Origin of the sequence: Halorubrum yunnanense, from assembly GCF_026586675.1 — an archaeon.
Taxonomy (GTDB): Archaea; Halobacteriota; Halobacteria; order Halobacteriales; family Haloferacaceae; genus Halorubrum; species Halorubrum yunnanense.
This window is the reverse complement of record NZ_JAODIX010000039.1, coordinates 24110-44837: the sequence shown is the minus strand read 5'-3', so window position 1 is coordinate 44837 and position 20728 is coordinate 24110. Positions and strand designations below refer to the sequence as shown.

Sequence of the window (20728 nt, the reverse complement as noted above, 5' to 3'; positions counted from 1 at the left end):
CGTCCGTACGATAGCATGACATATAAATCGATGTGCGGAAGCGGCGCGCGACCGCGCCGGAACGCGGACGCCCGACTATCCCCAGTTCCACCGGGCGTGAAGCCGGCGGACGGAGAGGTCGAGCCAGAAGCCGATGAAGCCGATCACCAGCATGATCGCGGGGATCTCCGCGTAGGAGAACCGGTCGCGGGCGTCCAGGATGAGGTAGCCCAACCCGGTGTTGACCCCGAGCATCTCCGCGGGGACGAGAATGATCCAGAGGATACCGATCGACAGGCGGATCCCCGTGAGCATGTCCGGGATCACCGCCGGGACGACGACGCGGCGCAGCAGGGCGCGCGTGTCCCCGCCGAGCGACTCCCCGACCGTGATCCAGTCGTCGTCGATGGTCGCGATCCCGTGGGCGGTGTTCAACACGATCGGCCAGAGGCCGGCCATGAACATCACGAACACCGCCGACTGGGTTCCCACGCCGAAGACGATGATCGCGATGGGGAACCACGCCAGCGGCGAGATCATCCGCATGAACTGGAAGAGCACGGTCGTCGCGCGCTCGGCCGCCTTGAAGTAGCCGACGACGATCCCGATCGGGAGCCCGACCGTCAGGCAGAGCCCGAGCGCGATCGCGAACCGGTAGATGCTGACGAACACGTGGTCGTAGAACGCGGGCGACACCACGAGCTCCGCGAGGACGGCGAGCGTCGCCGCCGGCGCGAAGTTGGTGATGATGCCGCTGCCGAGCGCCGTCACCGCCCACCAGACGGCGAGGCCGCCGAGGAGCCCGACCGCCGGCAGCAGGCGGCCGCGCTCTCCGACCAGCTCAGAACCGTATCGTCTCTTGTCTCTCGTAGCCATCGTCCTCGGGAACGTCGAACGCCGGCGGGCCGCCGGCTTCTTCCAGCGCTGTGCGAACGGGGTCGTACGCGACGAGGTCGTCGGCGACCTCGGCGGGGTCGAGCTCGTCGAGGAAGGCGTCCTCGCCCTCCACGCGCGTCTCGCGCATACGGCGGACCAGCTCCTCCGTGTACGACGGGTACGGGTACGGGTAGAAGCCGATCCGTTCGATGTCCCAGTCGGCGTTTTGGATCGCGCCCGACTCGAGGTACGGCTCGTGCTCGTCGTAGTGGGTGAGCGCGCGGTCGATCGGCTCCGGCCCCTGCGGGAGCAGGCCGCTCCCCTCCGAGGAGAGCAGCTGTGCCGCCTCCGACCGGTTCTCGCGGAGGTACTGCTGGGCGTCAACGATCCCGCTCATCACGTCGGTCGTCCACCCGGGCTGCGACTCAACCAGCTCCTCGCGCATCACGACGACGCAGCAGGCGTGCTCGCGCCAGACGTCGCCGGTGAACCGCAGGATCTTTCCGCCGGCGTTGAGCTCGCCGATCGCGTTGAACGGCTCGGCGACGATGTACCCCTCGATGGAGCCGTTCGCGAGCGCCGCGGGCATGTCCGGCGGGGGCGTCACGACGAGGTTGACCTCGTCGTCCGCCACCTCGTCGGCCGAGGAGTCCGTCCGGGGGGTGAGCCCGTGCTCGCGGAGCCCCATCTGGAGGATGACGTTGTGGATCGAGTACCAGAACGGGACGGCGACGGTGCCGCCGCCGAGGTCCGCCCACTCGTCGATGTCCTGTTGAACCGTCAGCGCGGAGCCGTCCGTGTGGTCCCACGCGACGACCTGCACGTTGGCGTCCAGCTCGTCGCCGTAGCGCATCCACACCGTCATCGGCATCAGGAAGTGAGCGACGTTGACCGCGCCCGAGAGGAACGCCTCCGCGAGGTCGGACCAGCCGCGGAACAGGGTCGGCTCCGCGGCGTCGACGCCGTGGTCCGCGAAGTGGTCGTTAGCGTACCCCGTCAGCAGAGGCGCCGCGTCCGTGATCGGGAGGTAGCCGATCTCCGCGGTCGGTGGCCCGCCGTCTCCGCCGCCGCCACCGACGCCGAGACAGCCGGCCGTCGAGCCGACGCCGGCCGCGGCGAGCGACGCCAGCCCCGACTCCTTCATGAACTCGCGCCGGGAGAGTCCGCTCGTGCGGGCCTTCTCGGAGGGATCTCGCCAGCCGGCGCCGCCGACGAGCTCGCGCGCGCTCTCGGCGACGTCGGGGTCGACGTCGTCGTGGTTCGTGTGATCGTGTGTCATTCGAGCCCCACCGCCTCCAGGCGCTCGAAGGTCGCCGCCCGCTCCGCGAGGAACGCCTCGTCGTCGCGCGAGCGCGTCTCGCTGTCGATCCGCTCGACGTGTTCGATGCCCGCGGGGACCGGCCCCATGATCGCGACGCGGTCGCCGAGGTACACCGCCTCGTCGATGTCGTGCGTGACGAAGGCGGCGGTGACGCCGAGCTCGTCGACGATCCGCAGCAGCTCGTCTTGTAGCTCCATCTTCGTCAGCTGGTCGAGCGCGGAGAACGGCTCGTCGAGGAGCAACACCTCTGGCTCGTTCGCGAGCGTCCGCGCGAGCGACGCGCGCTGCGCCATCCCGCCCGACAGGTCGGCGGTGTCGGCGTCCGCGACCCCGTCAAGGCCGACCAGCTCCAGCAGTTCGTCGATCAGGTCCGGGTCGGGCTCCTCGCCGCGGAGCCGCGGGCCGATCTCGACGTTCTCGCGGACCGAGAGCCACGGGTAGAGGAGCGGATCCTGGAAGACGACGCCCCACCGGTAGTCGGGCCCCGTCACCGCTTCGCTGTCGATCTCGACGCGACCGCTGGTCGGGTCCTCGAGCCCCGCGAGCAGGTGCAGCAGGGTCGTCTTGCCGCAGCCGGACGGGCCGAGCAGACAGCAGACCTCGCCGGGGTCGACCGACAGGTCGAGCCCGTCGAAGACGAGGGTCTCGTCGTACCGCTTCGTGAGGTCGCTGGCGACGATCGGCGCCGCGTCGGTCGCGCGACGGTCGGCGTCGCCGGCGTCGGCGCCCACCGCGGACGCGGAGCCGGACCGGACGTCGGACGCCTCGCCGTCGTCGTCGGCCGTCGCCGGACGGGACTCGATCGACATCGGTCAGTCCGCCGTCGCCTCAGGCTCGTCCTCCTCGGACTCGGCTTCGTCGTCCGGGAGCACGCCCTCGTTCTCGACCTCCTCGGCGGTCCCGATGTCGGCGTCGTCCGGGACGAAGCCCTTGTCGCGCATCCAGTCGGTGGTCGCGTCGATCCGCTTCTCGTCGGGGGCGCGCACGGGCAGGAACTCGCGGAGCTCGAACTCTTCGCGGAGTCGTTCGAAATTCACGTCGTCGAAGGCGGGCTTGTCGGCGGCCTCGTCCTCGAGGAGTTCGACGTAGCGGTCGGTGTACCCCTCCAGGTCGTCGTTGATGTCGGCGACCGCGCGGTTCAGCGCCGCGAGGAACCCCTCCAGCTTCTCCGGCTCGGGCTGCTCGCGCGTCGTGATGGCGGCGCGGCACGGCCCGTCGAAGACTTCCTTCAGCTCCTCGTCGTAGCGGCCGAGGGTGACAAACGGCTCCAGTACCGCGATGGAGTCGACCTCGCCCTCTTTCACCGCGTCGAAGCGGTCCTCGGCCTCACCGACGTGCTCTAAGACGATCTCGTCCTCGTCGAACCCCTCGTTTTCCAGCATCTCTCGCATCGAGTAGAACGAGGTGGCGTACTTGTTGATCCCGACGGAGCGACCGCGCAGGCCGTCGATGGTATCGGCGTCATCGTCCGCGTCGACGAAGACGACGCGGTCCCACTCGCTGTAGGAGCCGACGATATCGCGGTCGGTCTCGGAGACCTCTTGGACTGCGTTCCACTCGCAGACGCCGTGGGTGCCGCCGTCCTCGTCCATATCGTCCCACCAGTCGGCGTCGAAGGCGTTCTCGCCCTCGAAGTCCTGCGTGCCCGGCGCGAAGTACGAGAGGTCGGCGTCGACGCCCTCGTCCTCGAAGTACCCCTTCTCCTCTGCGATGTCCTGCACGAGCCTCCACGTGAAGTATTCGTGCGAAACATTGAGATCTGACATCGAATGCTTCTTAGTTTTATTGTAACCTATAACTCCGGAAACCGACAAGGATGAGCGGTGCAACCGCGTTCGCGCAAGTATTGCGACGGCCGAACGGATTCGGTCGCCCGCTTGAGGGGGAGCTCCCCCGCAACTACCCCGAAATCCCCGCGGAACCGCCGCTAACGGGAGCATTTTACTGACGGATGTGAACAGTTTGCATCCGAGATAGCCGCAATAATTGTTCGTTTCTCCGTCGAGACAATCGAACAGACGTCTCAGGCCCGCTCGATACGATTCAGAAGGCTCGGCGGCGACCACGGTTCGGAGCTGACGCTCAAAATAGCGGTTCGGGCGCGTCAGTCCGCCGTCGCGGCGGGCGCGTCGTGGTCGATTCGGTGCCGAGGAGATCGAGGAACGCCGCGATCCACCCGGGGTGATCGGGCCACGCCCGGCCGGTGACGAGGTTCCCGTCCGTCGTCACGCCGTCGACCCACGAGCAGCCGGCGGCCTCGACCTCGGGGCTGACCGCGGGGTACGCCGTCATTTCGTAGCCGTCGAGCACCCCCGCTGTCGTCGGGCTTCGCCCGACTGCCAGAGGCGCGTCGGGCCTCGCTGTCGCGAGGATCTGTGGGCCGTGGCAGATCGACGCGACCGGTTTGTCGGCCTCGAAGAAGTGCCGCACCGCGCCGAACACCTCGTCGTGGCCGCGGAGGTGCTCGGGCGCGCGTCCCCGAACGGGTCGCCCTACCGTTCCGCCGACGAGGGCGGCGAGGGGTTCTCGACGTCGGGGGGCCCGAGGTCCCGCTGAAACTCGTCGAACCGGTCGAGGTCCTCGGGGAGCTCGTACTCGATCTCGCGCTCGTCCTGGTTGTCGGGGAGCCGTCCGTCCTCCAGATCGGCGGCGGCCTCCTCCCAGCCGGGCTTCACGCGCACGCTCCGGGCGGGGGAGCCGACGACGACGTGGTGGTCCGGGACGTCGCCCTGCACGACCGAGCGGGCGCCGACGACGCTGTTCTCGCCGACTCGGCAGCCGGCGCGCACCATCGCGTCGTAGGTGACCCGGGCGTCGTCTTCCACGACCGTGTGGAAGTTGCGGACCTCGGTCTGGTCGACGAGGTCGTGGTCGTGGCTGTAGAGGTGGACCCCGTCGGAGACCGACGCGCGGTCGCCAATGGTCAGCTTCCCGCGGTCGTCGAGGTGGACGTCGTCGTGGATCACGACGTTGTCGCCGACCTCGATGTTGTGGCCGTAGGTGACGGAGATCCCCTTAAAAAAGCGACAGTCGTCCCCGCACTCCGCGAACAGGTGGTTCCCGAGCATCTGGCGGAACCGGAGGGCGAAATCGACGTTATCAGCCATCGGCGTGGCGTCGAACTGGCGCCAGAGCCACTGGAGGTGTTTCGAGGGCTGGAACCGCTCTTCGTCCTTCTCGGCGTAGTACTCCGACTCCAGCGTCGCGTTGCACGGGTCGTACCCCTGCAGACGGATGCGCTCGGCTCTCGACACCGACTCCCCGTCCTGCCACGCCTCCCACCGCTCGCGGTCGCCGTGCAGGTCGATCAGGACGTCGCGAACGACGTCGCAGGTGTCCTCGTCCGAGGAGAGCCGCTCGTCCACCTCGTCGATGAACCCTCGGACCCCGGCCTCCGCGCCGTCGGGCAGGGACACGTGTCGCTTTGTCATCGGCCGACCTTCGTCGCCGTCCCTCAAAGGGATTCGGTTGTGCGGATGCGAGGTCGAGACGCCTGACCGTGGTCGCAGCAACCTATAAACCGGAGGCGGAGTCCCGCGGCGTGGGCGAGACCGCACCCGCTAAGTGTCCCGATCCCCAACTCGAGGTATGCAACACCGCGAACTCGGGAACTCCGGCGTCGAGGTCTCTGAGATCGGCTTCGGCGCGTGGGTCGTCGGCACCGACTGGTGGGGCGACCGCTCGGACGAACAGGCGGTCGAGATGGTCGAAACGGCGCTCGACGCCGGCGTCACCTACGTCGACACCGGCGACGTGTACGGCCACGGCGACAGCGAGGAGATAATCGGGAAAGCGATCGACGGGCGCCGCGACGAGGTGACGCTCGCGACGAAGATCGGGTACGACTTTTATAATAACCCGCAGGCCGGTCACGGCGAGCTCCCGAAGGAGCTCGACCGCGAGTACCTCGAGACCGCGTTCGAGCGCTCCCTCGACCGGCTCGATACCGACTACGTCGACCTGCTCCAGCTCCACAACGCGAACGTCGACGACGTCACGCCCGAGGTGCGCGACCTCCTCGCCGAGTGGAAGGCCGACGGGCGCGTCCGCGCGCTCGGCTGGGCGCTCGGCCCCTCGATCGGCTGGCTCGCCGAGGGCGACGCCGCGATCGAGTACGACGAGTTCGACGCGGTCCAGACCGTCTTCAACCTGTTCGAGCAGCAGCCCGGTCGCCACTTCGTCGACGCGATCCGCGAGAGCGACTCGGACACCTCGGTCATCGCCCGGGTCCCGCACTCCTCGGGCCTGCTCAACGAGCAGGTGACGCCCGACACCGTCCTCGAGGACGGCGACCACCGCTCGCACCGCCCGAAGGAGTGGTACGAGACCGGCTGGGAGAAGGTCGAAGCCATCCGCTTCCTCGAGGACCCGGAGGACGCCGAGGGAACCCGCACGATGGCGCAGGCCGCGATCCGCTGGCTCCTCGCGCACGACGAGGTCGCCTCCGTGACGCCCACCTTCCGCGACGGGGACGACATCGCGGAGTGGAGCGCGGCGGGCGTGCCGCCGCTCTCCGAGGCCGAGTGCGACCGCGTCGACGAGCTGTACGCGCGGAACTTCGATATCGACCGCGACGACGGGATGGACGTCCTCCGGACCTCCGTCGACGGCGATGACATCGAGGCCGCCGGCCTCGACAAGCGCGCCGCGTCGTACTGAGACCCGGCGACGCCGTCGGCACCGACGCCGAGCCCGCTTCTTTCGCCTCGAGACCGCACGACTGCGAAGCGACGCGACCTCTCACGATCAGTTTCACCGCGGTCCGAGTATCACCGGGACTCTGGGGCGCGAGCGCTCGCGAGCCGGAGCCGCGGCTCGCCGGCGCGGAAGTGGTGGCTCGGTGGGAAATCCCTCGTCACAAGGGGCTCAGTGGGGGTAACACGTCGTCATGGCCACCACCACGAGCGTGGCCGTCCGCAGTTATAAAGCCCTCGCGACGGCGCCGCGGATCGCCCCGTCCCGGTGAGACCCCGTCGCGCCGCCCGGCTACCGCCCGCCGGCGACCCGGCTCGCGACGCGGTCCCCGTCGGACCGTATCCGCTCCGCAAGCTCGGAGACCTGCGCCAACACGGGGTAGCGGGGGCCGTCCGTCGGCCCGTACAGGTACTCGTAGAAGGCGCGGTCCTCGCCGGGATCGGTCGCGGACGCCGGTGTCATCGGGGGGTCGCTGAGCGCTTCCTGCCGCTTCGCGGCGACCTCGTCGCACTCGTCTTCGAGCCCGTCCAGCCGCTCCCAGACGTCGATCGCCGCGTCGGTCCCGGGTCCGGAGACCCCGTCGAGGTGTTCGAGGAGCCGCCGTCGCCGCCGGTCGACGCCGGAGAGGTCGCTCTCGAACGCCCGCAGCGCCTCGATCTCCTCGCCGATCCCGTCGGCGAGCGTCGAGCGCGCGTCGGCCGCCCGCCGGCTCCGCCTGACGAGCGCCGACTGGGACGCCGCGGAGAGGGTGCCGTTCGACGCCAGCGCGGCCGCGGTGTCGGGCCCCAACTCCGCGGCGAGGCTCTCCGGGATCGTCTCGTCGTACTCCTCCCTGTAGTGGGGGACCGACATCACCGTGTCGCGGTACGCCGCCAGCACCCGCCTCAGCCTGACGTCGTCGCCGCCGACGCTGTCGACCGTGCGAACCGCGGCCATCGTCCCGTCGAACCCCGACGCCGTCGCCCGAGTCGGCGCCGGATCGAGCGCCGAGACGCGGTCCGCGAACGACTCGAAGGCGTCGCGCTCGGCGACGACGCGACGCCGCTCGCGCTGGTCGGCGTCCACCGCGTCGCGGACGTACGCGAACGCGAGGAACGCCGCGAGCCCGACGACGACCGCGGCGGCGACGACGGCCGGCTCGCTCGCCGCCGCCCCGACCTCACACGAGAGGGCCGTGCACTCCTCTATCGCCGCCGGGTCCACCTCACGGATCCGAAAGACGTTGGCGGAGCCCGAATACACGTTCATTACATCCGTTAACACGGTTCATGCACAAAGCGTTTGCGCCCGGCTCCGAGTGTCGGTACGCCGTGGCCGGACGGAAGGGGGGAGCTACTCGACGACGCCGTCGTCGGTGATCACGGTGTCGATCATCCCGATCGGGGTCGCGTCGTAGCTCGGGTTCTCGATCTCGACGCCCTCGACCGGCTCGCGCATCACCTCGACGGCGTCCCGGAACTCGTTCTCGAAGCGGAACTCCTCTATCGTCTTCGCGCCCGAGCCGACCGCGGTCACCGGGATCCCGAGCTCGCGCGCGGTGACGACCAGGGGGAAGGTCCCGACCCGGTTGTAGTAGGTGCCGCCGGTGATACAGGTGATCCCGAGGAGGACGCGGTCGCAGTCGCGGAGGGCGTACCCCATCGCGCTGTCGACGACCATGCGGACGTCGACGCGGGACACCCCGGCGAGGACGCGCGCTGTCTTCCGACCGAGCGTGCGCGGGCGCGCCTCCGTGACGTAGACGGTCAGGTGCGCGCCGTCGCGCGCGGCGTTCTCGACGGACTCCAGCACCGTCGTGGAGTAGTCGTGGACGAGCAGCGTGTCGCCGTCCTCGATGTGTTCGGCCGCGTTGGCGGCGGCCTCCCCCTTCGCCGTCTCGATGTCGTCGACGACGCGGTCGATCGTCTCCTCGAGCAGCTGTTTGGCGTCCTCGACGCCCGTCGGCTCGCCGATGACAGAGCGCTCGACGTCGCGCATCGCGTTGTGGAGCGCGGCGTGCGAGGGGTTCGACCGGCGCAACACCCCCGCGTTGTGCTCCAGGTCGCGCTCGAACTCGTCGACCGCCACGTACTCGCGGTCGAGCAGCTCCGCGAGCGCCCGCGTCGCCTTCACGGCCACCGCCGACGTGCTGTGGGTCCGCATCGCCCGGATCTCGGCGACGGTCTCGTCGATCATACCGAAACGGTCGTCGCGGCCATTCAAAGGGGTTCCGGGGTTTCGGCGATCGGATCCGAACAACGCGGTCGGCGCGTGCCTTCGAGCGGCCGACAGGCCGCGAGAAGCGCGCGCGAGGGACGCGGCGACCGTAGGGAGCCGCGAGGCTGGGGAGGCGTGAGGTGCTGTGGGGCGCGGTGTGGGGTGGGACTCAAAGGGGCAGTCGCGAGGAGGGCGCAGGCGAGGTAAGCACCGCAACGAGGGAGCGAACGAAGTGAGCGACCGAGTGAGGAGCGCAGCGAGCGTGCGCCCTCCTCGCGGCTGGGGCTTTGGCGGTGTTCGCCGGCGATCCTGTGTCGATTATTTATAAGCGAGCGGCTGGGGCTTTGGCGGTGTTCGCCGACGATCCTGTGTCGATTATTTATAACCGAGCGGCTGGGGCTTTAGAGACGTTCTCTACATCACCGACAGCAACGACTTATAAACGAACTGACAAACACGCAGCGGTGCTCCGACGATCGAACCGATACCTCACTGAGAAGACGCGCTTCGTCCGATCTAGGCGTACTTCGCGACGATGTTGAGCACGTCGTCGAGCTCGTCGCCGTCGAGCGAGAAGCGCTCCTGGGCGAACACCGAGCGCAGCTCGGTGCGGTCCTCGGGGAGCAGGTCGGCAATCTTCACGGCGGTCGGGACGTCGATCTGCTCGAGTTCGGTCAGCTCCTCGACGAGCTCGCGGGACTCCTCGGGGTCGAGCCGGGCAAACCGGTTGACGTGCTCGATCGCGCGGGCGAGCTCGTAGCGGAGGTCGCGGTCCTCGTCGTCGGCGCGCTCCGCCTCGATGTCGACGAGGACATCCTTCGCCTCGGAGATGGTGACGTACTCCTCGTCGACCTTCTCTTTGAAGATTGTCATCTCAGTTCTGCTGGGCGCTCATGTGGGCGGCGCGGACAATGAGCGTCTTCGTCTTCCCGCCGTCCGAGATCTCGACTTTGAACGCGGCGCCCTGCTTGCCCAGGACGGTACCGGTCCGACCATCGAAGCGCGGGTGGAAGCGGCCCTCCTGGACGCTGGGGTCGATTTTGAGGTGGACCTGTGAGCCCGTCTCGAACTCCTGGATGGCTCGCTGCGGCGGCGACGTGCCGCGGTCGCGCGGTTTGTTCGAGAGCTTGTCGCGGGTCGCTTTCTGAGGTCCATTAGAACTCGGCATGGTCTTGGGCTACGTTCCGCTGCCGCAGGTATAAATGGTGCGTTACGGGCGCCGCCCGAGAGCGGGTACCACACCGCCAGTTGGGCGGGTTGCCGGCCGGCGTCGCCCGCTTCGGTCTCGCGGAGCGCAGCCGTCAGAAGCCTCCGCTACAGCCGCAAAAACTACCCTATGGAAGCCCCCCTATCGAAAGTGCTAATCCCGGGAGTTCCCTAACGTGTTCGTAATGAGTCATCAGCTGCCGGACGTACAGGCGTCCGCGCCCGACGTCACCGTTGGGCTCTCGCAGGTCGGCGTCACCGGCGTGGAGAAGCTCGTCAAACTCGCCCGGGGAGATCAGCGACCGATCGTCCTCATGGCCGAGTTCGAGGTGTTCGTCGACCTCCCGAGCGGTCGCAAGGGGATCGATATGTCCCGGAACCTCGCGACGATCGACGAGATCTTAGAGGAGATCACCCGCGAGGAGGCGTACCGCGTCGAGGACGTCTGCGGGGACGCCGCCGAGCGGCTCCTCGAAAAACACGACTACACCACCACCGCCGAGGTGTCGATGACGGCCGAGCTCGTCACCCGCGAGGACACGCCGGCGTCGGGGATCGAGACGCAGAGCACGGCGACGATCGTCGCCAGCGCCAGCGCGACCGAGGAGGGCACCCGCGAGGAGATCGGCGCGGAAGTCACCGGAATGACCGTCTGTCCCTGCTCGCAGGGGATGAGTGAGTCCCGCGCCCGAGAGAAGCTCGCCGACCTCGGCGTCGACGAGGAGACGACCGAGGAGTTCCTGGAGGCCGTCCCGCAGCCGGGCCACTCCCAGCGGGGCCACGCGACGCTCACGGTCACCACCGACGGCCACCCCGACATCGACCTGCGCGATCTCATCGACGTCGCCCGCGACTCGATGAGCGCGCGGATCTACAACATGGCGAAGCGGCCCGACGAGGACCACATGACCTACGAGGCCCACGCCGACGCGAAGTTCGTGGAGGACTGCGTCCGCGCGCTCGCCGAGGGCACGGTCGAGGAGTTCGACCACCTCTCGGACGACGCCGTGGTGCACATGAAACAGTCGAACGACGAGTCGATCCATCAGCACAACGCCCACGCCGAGCGGGAGGTCACCATGGGCGACCTGCGGACCGAGCTGAACGCTTGGTAGGCGCGTCCGACCCCGTTCGCCGACCCAGCTCCCCGACGACCTCCGCACACCGGCTACGCTGAAACCGCTCTCTCAGGCGCAGTACGGTATGCAGCCGCCGATCCCCTCAAAGAAGAGCCGTATCGCGCGACGGTGACTGCCGCGGAAAGCCATTTCCGTCGCGGCCGCCAAGGTAAGGGAATGGTTTCCGAGGAACTCGACAACGTCGACAAGGGCATCCTGTATCTGCTCCAGAAAGACGCTCGGCGTAACACGACTGAGGACATGGCCGAGAAAGTCGGCGTCTCGTCCAGCACGGTCGCGAATCGGATCAACAGCCTGGAGGAACGCGGCGTCATCCTCAGCTATCACCCGACCGTGAAGTACAGCGAAACGGGGTTAGGTCATCACCTCCTCGTCACCGCGACGGTCCCTCTCCGAGACCGAGAGGCGCTGCTGGACGAGATCATGGAAGTGTCAGGAGTAGTGAGTATCCGGGAACTGTTGACAAACAACGAGAACCTGTCGCTGGAGGTCGTGGGCCGCACGTCGGAGGACATCGAGGACACACTCGAAGGGTTGGACGCTCTCGGCGTCGATATCGAACGGATGGAGATGATGAAACAGGAGCGAGCCAACCCGTACAACCACTTCGGAAAGGAGTTCGCGAGCGAGGAGGACACTGGCTAATTTCCAGTCGGTTTTAAACCCTTCTGGAAATTATCAAAAACCCGATAGGTTCAAGAAGGTCGAGACAGTACACAAGTGTATGGTTCAGGCACGGTCCTCGACAGCGGACGTCGACGACGTACTCTGTGAGATAGTCGACAAGATAGCCGAAGTGGAAGACGTCGACCCGCTCGAGCTCACCCCTCCGCTCTACGAGGTAATCGACCCCGAGGCCTTGGGACAGATGTTCGCCACGATCCCGACCGCCGATCGGATGGAGCTCAGGGTGAGCTTCCCGTACGAGGGATACGAAGTGACCGTCCACGGCGACGGCGACGTCTCCGTCGAGGAGTGAGCCGCGCCGGTCCGCGCAGGTAGGCGGTTCGCGTCGCCGCGCGCGTTCCATATGCCGCCGTATTCGGACCGGAACGCGTCACCCGCTGATCGGTCGCTGAAACCCCGCTCACCCGAACGACAGCGGCTCCGCCTCCGTCCACTGCGGCTCGAACTCCTCGGCCACGCTCGTCGCGAACTCCGCGTCCTTCACGTCGATCATCGCGAACGGCTCGTCGCCCGAGAGCGGGTGCGGGACCTCGATGCACACCTCGATCCCGTCGAAGACGTTGAACGTTCCGTCGACGCCCCCGGTCGTCCGAACCTCGAATCCCTCCATATCCGACAGGTCCGCGGTGTACCGCCGACCGACGCTCCGCGGCAGCGCGTCGACCGTCTCCGGCGACAGCAGCACCCGAATTTCGACCCCGCGTTCGAGCGCCGACTCCAGCTCCGCGGCGACCCGCTCCCCGATCGTGCCGAGGTCGAAGCCGGTCGCCGGCGCGCCGACGACCACGACCATCCGTCGCTCGGCGGCCGCGATCCGCTCCAAGAGCAGGTCCGTCGCCTCCTCCGCGCCGACCGCCGCGGTCCAGAACTGGCCGTCCACCGGCTCCCCCGCGTCGAGCTCCGTCGAGAGGTCGGCGACCACCTCCTCGTACTGCTCCGCCTGCGTCTCCAGCTCCCGCTTCTTCTCGTCGAGCAGCCGATCGAGCGCGGCGTCGGGCTCGACCGCCGCGTACTTCTTCGGCCGGCTGGCGGCCTGACTCCGGACGAGGTTGTGCTGCTCCAAGCTGTTGAGCACGTCGTACACCCGCCCCATCGGGACCTCGCTGGCACGCGAGAGGTCCTTCGCCGTCGTCGGCCCGGTGCGCAGCAGCGCGCGATAGGCGCGCGCCTCGTACTCGGAGAGCCCCAGGTCCCGGAGAGATGCCATACCAACCGATCAGACGGCACCGACATAAACACGTCGCCCGTTTACACGCAGCCGTAGTGGGAAGCCGTCGATCCCCGGCGCCGTGATATTCCCCGGGTCGTCGCAGACGACCGTAAACGGCGGAGCGCGCCGGGCGTCGCCGCTACTCCGCGGTCTCGGCGACCCGGCGCATCAACTCGTCCGGCGTTTCCGCCGGTTCGGAGACCGCGTCGCCGGCGAGCACGACCGCCGACCCCGCGGGGGCCGAGCGCGGCGCCGGCGACTCCTCTAGGTGGGCGTTCGGGGCGACGACCTTCTCGTGGTCCGCGACGCGCCACGCCGCGCGGTGGAGGTCGCTGCCCGATTCCTCGCCGACCGCGACGGCGGTGGTACCGCGGCGGAGCCGCCCGACGAGGCTCCCGTAGCCGGCGACCTGCACGCTCAGCCGCTCCGTGGCGCCCGCGAACGACTCAGCCGCCTCGCGGGCGACCTCCCGGTAGCGGTCCTCCCCGGTCAGCGCCGCCAGGTCGAGCAGCGCGGTCGCCATCTCGACGTTGCCGTCGAGCGGGCGGAACGGGCGGTCGAGCAGCCCCGCCCCCGACCCCGGCCCGTCCACGAAGGAGCCGTCGACGTGGAGCCGGTCTATCGCTCGGTCCGCGACCGCGCGGGCGACCTCGGCGCCCTCGCCGAGAACGCCGGCGGCGCGGACGTACGCGCTCACGACGCGGGCGACGTCGTCCAGCAGGTCCGACTCGCCGACGTCGTCGCCGCCGCGGTAGCGGGTCACCTCTCCGGAGTCGACGTCGACCAGGTCGCGTTCGAGCCCGTCGAGGATCCGGTCGGCGTACTCGCGGGCGCGCTCGTCGTCGGTGTACGCGGCCACCGCGAGCAGCGCGTCGGCCGCGAGCGCGTTCCCCCCAGCGAAGACGGTCAGGTCGCGCCGGGGCGGGTCGAGGTCGGCGCGGTCGTCGGCTGGCGCGGCGTAGTAGGCGCGACCGAGCCCGGGCCCGAGGCTCCCGCCGACGCCGTAGCCGGTCCAGAGGTCGTCGGTGAGAAAGCCGACCGCGTCGGTCGCGGGCCCCAGGTACGCCTCGTCGCCGGTGTAGAGGTAGGCGTTCGCGAACGCGCGGGTGACGGCCGCGTTCGTGTCGATCGGCTTCTCGTAGGCGACGTCGCCCCAGTCGCGGGTCCCCGCGAACCGGAAGAAGCCGCCGGCGACCTCGTCGGCGAGGTGGTCGCGCACCGCGTCGAGCGTGCGGAGCGCGCGGTCGCGGTCGCGCTTCAGCGCGAACTCGACGGTCCGGGGAAGCGGGAACTTCGCGTCCGACCCCCAGCCGGCGTACTCGGCGTCGTACTTGGCCTCGACCTGCCCGGCGAGGTGGCTCTCTATCGCATCGGTCAGCTCCCCGCTCGGCGGGAGGTCGGCGTCGAGCGCGCGAGGGACCCGGCCCGCGGATCGACCCTTCTCGGCCCACATCCCTCTGACGGACTCGAGCACCTGCCGCATCCCGTCGACGTCGAGGTAGCCCGCGCCGGTGAGCAGCTCGCCGTCTGGCGTGAGGAAGGCCGTCGTCGGGAACCCGCCCATGTTGTACCGCTCCCGCACGCGCGGGCGGCGGTCGACGTCGACGCGGACCGGGACGAACCCCTCGTTGACGTTGGCGGCGACCCGGGGCTCGGCGTAGGTGACGGCGTCCATCTCGTGACAGCCCTCGCACCAGGTGGCGGACAGAGAGAGGAGCACCGGCCGGTCCCGCTCGTCCGCCTCGGCGAACGCCTCGGGCCCCCAGTCGCGCCACTCGACGTGCGTCTCGTCGGTCATACAGGCGGTCGGGTCGGGCGGTGGGTAAGCGCTTCGAGACCGCCCGAGAAGTCGCCGTCTGGACCGGCGGCTACTGCCGGAAGACGGAACCGAGAGGGAGGGCGCGGTCGGTGCGTCCGGCGGGCAGCGCCTCGGATACGGCCTTCGCGCCGCTCAGCGCTTGTAGTCGTGGCCGAGCGCGAGCGCCAGCGCGTTCGCGAACAGCAGGCCGACGAACAGCAGCCCGGTGCCGCCGTCGAGCCCCGTGTACAGCAGGGCGGGGTACGTGGCCGGGATGGCGATCGCGGCCCAGAAGGCGGCGGCTTTCATCGTGCCGGTCATCAGCCCGGCGACCTGTCGGCCGGAGGCGAGGCGCGTGGGAGCGGGGATTGACATGGACACTTCTCTGTATAACGGGGACCCACATATAGCCGGTAGAGGGTTCGGGGATTTTCAGCCCATTTCTCTGCTCGTTCTGACATTTTAAAACCGTCTCAAAAACAGTTTAACTATTTATCGAGCCTTCTCATCCTTTTTGGGGGATCCAGGCGATCTCCGTCGAACGACGCCGACGATCGCTCCTCGTCGTCGGATCTCGCCGATCGATAACGGAACCCCCCGATCGACGCCGAACCTCGCCGGTCGATCTCGATCCATCGATTCGCCGACAGGTCGTCCGGCTGCCGCGAGACCAACCGCTTTGAGCCTCCGGGAGAATCCGGATATATGACTCACACCGACCCGACGGCAGTCCGCGAGGCGCGCGACGAGAGACGGGCCGCGGCCGACGGCGGGGGGAGACCGCGCGTATCCGTCGTCGCCTGCGGCGGCACGATCGCATCCGAGCCGGACGACGGCGGCGCCGCGCCGGCGAAGACCGGCGACGACCTTGTCGCGGCGGTGCCGGGCGTCGAGCGACACGCGACCGTGAGCGCCCGCGAGGTCTGCTCGCAGCCCGGGTTCGACGTGCGCTGGCGCGACGTGCTGGCGACCGCGGCGGCGGCGCGGGAGGCGGTCGCGGACGGCGCCGACGGCGTCGTTGTCACCCACGGCACCGACACCCTCGCCGACACCGCGTTCGCGCTCGACCTGCTCACCGACCTCGACGCCCCGGTCGTCGTCACGGGCGCCCAGCGCCGGCTCGACGAGCCCTCCAGCGACGCGCCCGCGAACCTGACGCTCGCGGTCCGGGCCGCCGCGGACGATCGGTTCGCGCCGGGGGTTCAGGTCGCGTTCGACGACGAGCTCCACGCCGCCCGCGACGTCCTCAAGGGCCACAGCAACGCCCTCTCGACGATGACCTCGCCGGGAGCGGGACCGGTCGCGACGGTCACCCGTGCCGGCTCGCGGCTCCGTCGATCGCCCGAGCGCGGCGTCCCGATCGATCCCCTCGCGGACGCGATCGAGAGCGGCGACGACGTGCCGGAAGTTCCGGTGGTCCACTCCGGGACCGGCGTCGGCGCGGACGCACTCGAGCGCGCGGTCGACGCGGGCGTCGGCGGGGTCGTGATCGAGGGGACCGGCCTCGGCAACGTGACCGCCGCGATCGGTGACGCCGTGGACGACGCCCTTCCGGAAACGCCGGTCGTCGTCGCCGGACGGCCGCCGGCCGGCCCGACCGAACCGGTGTACGGCACGCCCGGCGGCGCGGTCACGCTGGCGGAACACGGCGTCACGTTCGCCGGTCCGCTCCCGGCGTCGAAGGCGCGGATCGCGCTCGCGCTCGGACTCGCGGCGGGCCTCGACAGCGAGGGGAAAGCGGGGGGCACCAACCTCACCGATCTGTTTCGGACGTCCGAGAGCGTCTGAGCGTCCGAGATCACACAGAGAGCCGTTTGGGCCTACACGAGGCACTTATACGCGCCTCGCGTAGCGGCGGGCATGACCGGACGCACGCGCAGAGCGACCCTCCACGGTCTCGGTGTCGGCGGCCTCGCCGCGCTCGCCGGCTGCACGGGCGAGGGCGATCCGGGGACCAAAGACGACGGCGACGGAACCGGCGAGAGCGACGGGACCGACGGGGGGGACGGCGACGACGCCGACGCGAGCGACCCGGACCCCGAGACCGAGGTCCACCGAGTCGGCGCCGCCCTCTCGGGGCCGGCGTGGGACCGGGAGGAGCGCCGCGGCTTCTGCGCGCTGTACGCGGACGAGAGCGGCGCCGCGTGGCTGCTCGGGGACGCGTCCGCGGAGACGGTCGCGTTCGTTGAGGCCACCGACTTCGACGAGTCGGTGCTCGCGTACGTCGAATCGGTCGGGCCGACGACGTGTCACGCCGAGATTGCGCTCGCCGACGTCGCCGTCGAGGACGGGACGCTCGTCGCGAACGCAACCGTCGAGGGGCCGGACGACGACGTCGCCTGCGGGGAGGCGATCACGCTCTCCGGGGCCTTCCTCCGAGTGACGACCGACGCCCGCCCCGACGCGATCCGGGTGTCGGTCACGGACGGCTGGGGGGAGACGAGCGAGGTGACCGGCGAGGAGCGCAGTGGGGGCGTCTGAGGGGTCACGCCGATTTAACCCCGCACCTCGATCAGGAGGTCCGACTCGGGCGACTCCCCCATCGCCTCGCGGACCCGGTCCCACGAGAGGTCCGCGCGGGCGGTCACCGTCCCGGCCGCGACCGCGCCGCAGGCGTTCCCGACGAGCAGGGGCACCTGGTAGTCGCGCGGGTCGTGCGAGAACCCGCCGTCGGTGATCTCGGGCTCGCGGAGGGCCGCGCCGAGGAACCCGGCCGCGAACGCGTCGCCGGCGCCGGTCGTGTCGACGGGGTCGACGTCGAAGCCGGGATGGGAGACGTCGCCGTGGGGCGTCCGGACCGTCGCGCCCTCGCTCCCGAGCTTGATTGCGACCACGCGGTCCTCCGGTTCCCACGGATCGACATCGGTCGAGTCGGCGAGGGCGTCGGCCTCGCGGCTATTTAAGAAGAGCACGTCGGCGGCGTGGAGCGCGGCGTCGAACTCCCGGTCGCCGACGCCCCGGCCGGGGTCGAAGCTCCGGGTCGCGTCCGCCTCGGCCGCCGCGGTCCCCAGCGCGGCCGCCGTCTCCGGCCGCTGGCCCGTGAGGTGGAGGTGGTCGGCCGCCGTCAGGGTGTCGCGGTCGAGGCCGGCCGCGGTGAACGACTCGTTGGCGCCGTCGTTGGCGAGCATGAGCAGCTCGCCGCCGCCGTCGACGATCACGTACTTCACTGAGGTCGGCTCGTCGGCGTCGACAAGCACCTGCCCGGGGTCGACGCCGGCGCTCGCGAGCTCGCGGAGCGCGAGCGCGCCCGACTCGTCGCCGCCGACGCTCCCGTAGACGACCGACTGGCCGCCCAGGTCGACGAGCCCGACCGCGACGTTGGCGGCGCTGCCCCCGCCCGACTGCTCGAGGCGGTCGATCCGGGTCTCGCCGTCGGCCTCCGGCAGTCGGTCCACGTGGATCGTCACGTCCCAGTTGATGTGGCCCGCGGTGACCACCTTCGGCGCGCGAGTCGACTCCTCGGGCGCGAGGTCGGGGTTCTCGTCGACCGGGCCGGGGGCGTCCGACCCTCCCGCGTCGCCGCCGGGTCCGGGGTCGTCGCTCGACCCGGAACCGCCACCCGACTCGGCGTCCCCGGCCTCCCACTCGGAGACCTCTTCGTCCCACTCGGCGACCTCCTCCTCCCAGTCGTCGGGGGCGCCGTCGCCCTCGCCGCTCATGGTTCCGCCCACGGCTCCGCGGCGCCCTCGCCGAACAGCTCGCGCATGAGCGTCACGATGCTCTCGGGCGGGAACTGGCCCTGCTCGGTGACGATCGCGTCCATGTACCGCGGCGGCGTCACGTCGAAGGCGGGGTTCTCGACCGCGACCTCGCCGATCTCCTCGCGGGCCTCGGGGTCGATCACCTCCGTCTCGTCGCGCATCTCGATCTCGACTGTGTGGCCCGTCAGCGTCTCCGGGTGGAGTTTGATCGTCTGGGCCGCGGTCATGATCGGGACGCCGCGCTCGCGGGCGTTGACCGCGAGCCCCGAGGTGCCGATCTTGTTTATGACGCCGCCGTCTGCGGCGATCGAGTCGGCGCCGACGACGACGTGATCGACCTCGTCGAGGTACCGCCGCGCCGCGGAGTCGACGATGAGGGTGACGGGGACCCCGGCGTCGCGGAGCGCCTCGGCGGTGATGTGGCCCTGCTGGCGCGGGCGCGTCTCCTTGACGACCGCCGAGATCGACTTCCCCTGATCGACGGCCGCCTCGATGCACGCGAGCGCGTCCGTCGAGTGGCAGTGGGTCATCACCGTGTCGCCGTCGGCGAGGCGGTTCGCACCCACCCGTCCGAGGTCCTCCTGCGCGCGGTCGAGCTGGCGGACGAACGCCCCGCTCGCGTCGACCACGCTCCGGCGGAGCCGGTCGACGTCGTCCCCCTCCATCCGCTGGAGGACGTACCGGAGGGCGTTCGGCAGCGAGACGGCCGTGGGGCGCGTCTCGCGGAGCGTCCGGGCCGCGGCGCGCATCGACGCGCGGAACGCCGCCGGGTCGCTGGCGGTCGGTCCGCCGTCCGCGGCCGCGCGCGCCTGCTCGGCGAGCGCCTCGGCCGCGGCGGAGGCGATGGTCGCCGCCCCGCGGATCTCCATCGTCGCGATCTCCTCGGCGGTCTCGCGCACCGGGACCGCCGGCTCGTGCTCGGGCATACCGATCCGGTAGCCGTCCGGCTATTTATAAAACCGGGCGACTGTCGCGGTCGCGTAAAGTTAGAGGATGAGGCGTTCGACTTCAGAGTGCTTATGGCCGAAATCGAACGCCTCAGCGAAGGTATCGCGTGGATCGACTTGTCGTTTGTGGAGCGAGATCGGACTCCACGCTGGGCGATTGAAGAAGGGATTCGCTGTCATTTGACTGGTATGTCACTCCGAGAGGTGAGTAAATTTCTTGAGCAGTATGGGATCAAACGGAGTCACGTCGCTATCCATAATTGGGTTCATAAAGCCGATCTGCAGCCGATCTCAACCGTCTCCGAGGATCAGCTTGCGGTTGACGAAAAGATGATCCGCCTCCACGGCCAGAAGTTCTGGCTGTACGGTGCGGTTGATCCACAGACAAACGAAATCCTCCATACGCTCTTGCGTAGCACATTGTTGATTTCAGAGAGTGGCTTTGACGGCGTGTTTGAGCGCTTCTCGTCCGGGTTTGCGGTAGAGTTCTCGTCTGAGTTGGAACGCTCGGAGATACTGTGTGAGGCGGTCTTTTGAGATGCCTCGATGCGGCGAGAGCCACCGTCGCGCCAGCGACGCGTGGCTCTCGCAGGTGTTCACGTGGACCGTGTCGTCGGCGTATTCACCGTCTCCGTGAACGACGTATTCGCGGTCGAATTGGGCGTCTTCTGTAAGTGGATCGTACGCGCAAAATCCGTCGGTATAGACGGTGAGAGGCTCCTGCTGGCGGTCAGCCAGCAGGAGCCGGATCGTCGATTCGTCTGCGGATTTCGCTGGCACAACGTACCGTTGCTCGGTGCCGCGATCCACGAGAACGAACACAGGCGGTTTGTCTTGATCATACGTTCCGCGCCCGCGTCGGGCGAGGCCGCGAGAGCGCGACCAGCGGTCGCGCTCGCGGCCTTTTAGGCCGGCAGAGACGTAAAACTCGTCAATCTCGACCGGTCCACGGAGATCGAGTGACGGCGCGTCG

The 20728-nt window shown here is 69.2% G+C and carries 20 protein-coding genes and 3 pseudogenes; 7 read left to right on the top strand and 16 right to left on the bottom strand.

Annotated elements, in window-relative coordinates:
- Positions 1–75 precede the first annotated feature (75 nt).
- From N5096_RS10330 to N5096_RS10305, 6 genes and pseudogenes are all read right to left on the bottom strand, one after another.
- Positions 76–855, bottom strand: coding sequence for an ABC transporter permease (locus tag N5096_RS10330; protein ID WP_267664495.1), 780 nt, complete (start codon positions 853–855; stop codon positions 76–78).
- Positions 821–2134, bottom strand: a complete 1314-nt coding sequence (locus N5096_RS10325) for an ABC transporter substrate-binding protein (protein WP_267664494.1) — start codon at positions 2132–2134, stop codon at positions 821–823. Before N5096_RS10325 ends, N5096_RS10330 begins: the two co-directional genes overlap by 35 nt.
- On the bottom strand, positions 2131–2985 hold the full coding sequence (locus tag N5096_RS10320; RefSeq protein WP_267664492.1) for an ABC transporter ATP-binding protein: 855 nt from the start codon (positions 2983–2985) through the stop codon (positions 2131–2133). Before N5096_RS10320 ends, N5096_RS10325 begins: the two co-directional genes overlap by 4 nt.
- A 3-nt stretch (positions 2986–2988) precedes the next feature.
- Positions 2989–3942 (bottom strand): ABC transporter substrate-binding protein, encoded by a 954-nt coding sequence (locus N5096_RS10315; RefSeq protein ID WP_267664490.1) that lies wholly within the window; start codon positions 3940–3942, stop codon positions 2989–2991.
- A 338-nt stretch (positions 3943–4280) separates the two neighbouring features.
- Positions 4281–4654: pseudogene (locus N5096_RS10310) on the bottom strand (DJ-1/PfpI family protein); the annotation flags it as partial.
- A gap of 14 nt (positions 4655–4668) precedes the next feature.
- Positions 4669–5607: an acyltransferase gene (locus N5096_RS10305; protein ID WP_267664488.1), complete on the bottom strand. Its 939-nt coding sequence runs from the start codon at positions 5605–5607 to the stop codon at positions 4669–4671.
- Positions 5608–5764: 157 nt separating this feature from the next.
- On the opposite strand from N5096_RS10305, the gene N5096_RS10300 reads away from it, so the two are divergent.
- A complete protein-coding gene (locus tag N5096_RS10300; RefSeq protein ID WP_267664487.1) occupies positions 5765–6835 on the top strand; it encodes an aldo/keto reductase in 1071 nt (356 codons plus the stop codon).
- Between the two features lie 327 nt (positions 6836–7162).
- Here the strand turns inward: N5096_RS10300 and N5096_RS10295 are convergent, their stop codons facing one another.
- The 4 genes from N5096_RS10295 to N5096_RS10280 form a co-directional block, all read right to left on the bottom strand.
- A complete protein-coding gene (locus N5096_RS10295) occupies positions 7163–8119 on the bottom strand; it encodes a DUF7260 family protein (protein WP_267664486.1) in 957 nt (318 codons plus the stop codon).
- 84 nt (positions 8120–8203) lie between these two features.
- Positions 8204–9046: an eIF2B alpha/beta/delta subunit family protein gene (locus N5096_RS10290; RefSeq protein ID WP_267664484.1), complete on the bottom strand. Its 843-nt coding sequence runs from the start codon at positions 9044–9046 to the stop codon at positions 8204–8206.
- 537 nt (positions 9047–9583) lie between these two features.
- Positions 9584–9940 (bottom strand): RNA polymerase Rpb4 family protein, encoded by a 357-nt coding sequence (locus N5096_RS10285; RefSeq protein ID WP_267664483.1) that lies wholly within the window; start codon positions 9938–9940, stop codon positions 9584–9586.
- Position 9941: 1 nt separating this feature from the next.
- Entirely contained in the window at positions 9942–10235 is a 294-nt protein-coding gene (locus N5096_RS10280) for a 50S ribosomal protein L21e (protein WP_267664481.1), read from the bottom strand.
- 223 nt (positions 10236–10458) lie between these two features.
- Between N5096_RS10280 and mptA the strand changes: the two genes are divergently transcribed.
- The 3 genes from mptA to N5096_RS10265 all read left to right on the top strand — a co-directional run bounded on the left by mptA (position 10459) and on the right by N5096_RS10265 (position 12391).
- Positions 10459–11388: a GTP cyclohydrolase MptA gene (mptA, locus tag N5096_RS10275; RefSeq protein ID WP_267664480.1), complete on the top strand. Its 930-nt coding sequence runs from the start codon at positions 10459–10461 to the stop codon at positions 11386–11388.
- A gap of 180 nt (positions 11389–11568) precedes the next feature.
- Positions 11569–12057, top strand: coding sequence for an Lrp/AsnC family transcriptional regulator (locus tag N5096_RS10270; protein ID WP_267664478.1), 489 nt, complete (start codon positions 11569–11571; stop codon positions 12055–12057).
- 79 nt (positions 12058–12136) lie between these two features.
- Complete coding sequence (locus N5096_RS10265) at positions 12137–12391, top strand: HalOD1 output domain-containing protein (RefSeq protein WP_267664477.1); 255 nt, start codon at positions 12137–12139, stop codon at positions 12389–12391.
- A 108-nt stretch (positions 12392–12499) separates the two neighbouring features.
- Here the strand turns inward: N5096_RS10265 and N5096_RS10260 are convergent, their stop codons facing one another.
- The 3 genes from N5096_RS10260 to N5096_RS10250 all read right to left on the bottom strand — a co-directional run bounded on the left by N5096_RS10260 (position 12500) and on the right by N5096_RS10250 (position 15482).
- A complete protein-coding gene (locus tag N5096_RS10260; protein WP_267664475.1) occupies positions 12500–13306 on the bottom strand; it encodes a TrmB family transcriptional regulator in 807 nt (268 codons plus the stop codon).
- 142 nt (positions 13307–13448) lie between these two features.
- Complete coding sequence (locus N5096_RS10255; RefSeq protein ID WP_267664473.1) at positions 13449–15107, bottom strand: DUF255 domain-containing protein; 1659 nt, start codon at positions 15105–15107, stop codon at positions 13449–13451.
- Between the two features lie 153 nt (positions 15108–15260).
- Positions 15261–15482: a DUF8028 family protein gene (locus tag N5096_RS10250; RefSeq protein ID WP_092564890.1), complete on the bottom strand. Its 222-nt coding sequence runs from the start codon at positions 15480–15482 to the stop codon at positions 15261–15263.
- 330 nt (positions 15483–15812) lie between these two features.
- On the opposite strand from N5096_RS10250, the gene N5096_RS10245 reads away from it, so the two are divergent.
- Both N5096_RS10245 and N5096_RS10240 read left to right on the top strand, forming a co-directional pair.
- Entirely contained in the window at positions 15813–16895 is a 1083-nt protein-coding gene (locus N5096_RS10245; RefSeq protein WP_267664469.1) for an asparaginase, read from the top strand.
- Positions 16896–16967: 72 nt separating this feature from the next.
- Positions 16968–17558: pseudogene (locus N5096_RS10240) on the top strand (hypothetical protein); the annotation flags it as partial.
- Between the two features lie 44 nt (positions 17559–17602).
- Here N5096_RS10240 and N5096_RS10235 read toward each other — a convergent pair.
- Together N5096_RS10235 and N5096_RS10230 are read right to left on the bottom strand one after the other, a co-directional pair.
- Positions 17603–18766 carry an ATP-dependent ribose-1-phosphate kinase gene (locus N5096_RS10235; RefSeq protein ID WP_267664466.1) on the bottom strand — a complete coding sequence of 388 codons (1164 nt, stop codon included), beginning with the start codon at positions 18764–18766 and terminating at the stop codon, positions 17603–17605.
- Positions 18763–19734 (bottom strand): ribose 1,5-bisphosphate isomerase, encoded by a 972-nt coding sequence (locus N5096_RS10230; protein ID WP_267664464.1) that lies wholly within the window; start codon positions 19732–19734, stop codon positions 18763–18765. The genes N5096_RS10235 and N5096_RS10230 overlap by 4 nt, the downstream gene beginning before the upstream one ends.
- Before the next feature lie 93 nt (positions 19735–19827).
- Here N5096_RS10230 and N5096_RS16350 point away from each other — a divergent pair.
- Positions 19828–20175 (top strand): annotated as a pseudogene (locus N5096_RS16350) (IS6 family transposase); the annotation flags it as partial.
- A gap of 9 nt (positions 20176–20184) precedes the next feature.
- Here N5096_RS16350 and N5096_RS10225 read toward each other — a convergent pair.
- On the bottom strand, positions 20185–20728 hold a 544-nt coding region (locus N5096_RS10225; RefSeq protein ID WP_267664463.1), incomplete at its 5' end, for an IS1595 family transposase.